General features: G+C 63.4%; 2 protein-coding genes. Both read left to right on the forward strand.

The window, feature by feature from the left end; all coding sequences use genetic code 11:
• Positions 1–886: AraC family transcriptional regulator (locus EN879_RS34355; RefSeq protein WP_164774775.1), on the forward strand; the 886-nt coding region annotated here is incomplete at its 5' end.
• A 130-nt stretch (positions 887–1016) separates the two neighbouring features.
• A complete protein-coding gene (locus tag EN879_RS34360) occupies positions 1017–1718 on the forward strand; it encodes a nitroreductase family protein (protein ID WP_027163551.1) in 702 nt (233 codons plus the stop codon).
• Positions 1719–1829 lie beyond the last annotated feature (111 nt).

Below are 1829 nucleotides of genomic sequence, written 5' to 3' on the forward strand. Positions count from 1 at the left end.
CGCCTATGGTGCACCGTGGCGCGTTGCCTGGAACAAGGCTGCCGCGAACGAAATTCCCTACCACGTCATAGTCAAGGGCCGGGCCATTCTCGAGGATCCGAAGACGAGAGCGGCGCGGGAGCTGCTGAGCGGAGATATTGTGCTGCTGCCTCACGGCGCGGCGCATGTACTGCACGACGGTAGCGGGCAAACACCAATTCCTACCCAGCAACGCCGGGGGTCAGCCGGATGGATGCTGAGCGAGAATGATGGCGAGGGCGAGCAACTGGATCTGCTGTGTGGGCGATTTTTTATCGCGCCACCCCATGATCGACTGATCCGCAACTACCTGCCCGCCAACCTGGTGACACGCGCTGTGGACAGCCATGGAGAAGACGGCATGGGGTCCGCATCCAACCAACTTGCCGGTCTTGTCGGGCTGATGCGGATGGAGTCCTCCGGTGACAGGGCGGGAGGGCGCGCCATTCTCAACGCGCTTTCCTCGGCGCTTTTCACACTGGTACTGCGCGCGGCGAGCCAATCCGGGAAAGCCCCCGAAGGCTTGTTGGCCCTGGCTGGCCATCCGCGGCTGGCACCAGCAATTGCGGCAATGTTCGCCGATGCGGCACGGCCTTGGAAACTGCCCGATCTGGCCGATTTGTGCGGGGTGTCGCGCGCTACGTTCATGCGCCAGTTTCAGGACAAGCTGGGTCGCTCCGCCCTCGATTTTTTGACTGATCTGCGCATGAGCCTGGCCGCCAACGAGTTGAAGAAGCCAGCCATCAGCGCCGAGGCCGTGGCCGAGACCGTCGGGTATCAATCCGTTTCGGCATTCCGGCATGTCTTCGCCGAAAGGATGGGGATGACGCCGGGGGAGTGGCGGCGACTGGCGCACAAGGGCGAGTAACGCACACGGTCTGGGATCGCGAAGGCGCAGTTTGATCCTTTCGCGCATCATACTGAGCTGAATCAGTCTCGAAATAATCACTCGTCCTCGTAAATTGGGCTCCGCAATCACTTGATAAGGGAGCCATCCAATGAACTGCATCGCCACCACCGGACCCGCAACCCGCGTAGCCGCCGAGATCTTCGGGGAGAGCGGGAAGAGCGAAAACGCTTTCGCCACGAACGCCGTCATCGAAACGATCCTGAGCCGCAGTGCCGCAAAGTACTACGACCCTGCTGCCACCTTGAGCGACGACCAGATCCGCGACCTGGTGCGTATCGGCACGTCCGCGCCAACCTCCTTCCACCTGCAGAACTGGCGTTTCATCGCCGTACGCTCGCCGGAAGCCAAGGCCCGGCTGCGTCCGATCGCCTGGAATCAGCCCGCGATCACCGACGCGGCCGTGACCTTCATCATCATCGGCCAGCTGGCCGATGCCAGCACCGTTCCAGCCCGCTTGGCACCCGTGGTGAAAGCCGGCATCATGCCGGCGCACCTGGTGCCGGAGTGGGAAATCCCCGCTCGCGGTCTGTATGACGATCAGCCGCAGCGCCAGCGCGACGAAGCCGTGCGCTCCGCGACCTTTGGCGCCGCGGCGATCATCTACATGGCCCGGTCGCTGGGCCTGGGTTCGACGCCGATGATTGGTTTCGACGCTGAAGCCGTGCACCGCGAGTTCGGCCTGGCCGAAGACGAAGTGCCGGTCATGCTGTTGACCGTCGGACCGGAGCGAGCTGGCAACTGGCCGCAGAAGCCGCGCATGCCGGTGGCCGATGTGCTGGACTTCGCATAACGAAAATCCTGGAATCGCGGGCGCGCGAGAGCTCCGAGGAACCCAGGCAGGGACCTCAAGGTCGTCGTGGAGGACGCGAAGCCGACGCGTGAAAGCTCGAAAGAGCTGCCA

The sequence above is a fragment of the Mesorhizobium sp. M7A.F.Ca.AU.002.02.1.1 genome (assembly GCF_003998535.1).
GTDB classification, from domain to species: Bacteria; Pseudomonadota; Alphaproteobacteria; order Rhizobiales; family Rhizobiaceae; genus Mesorhizobium; species Mesorhizobium ciceri.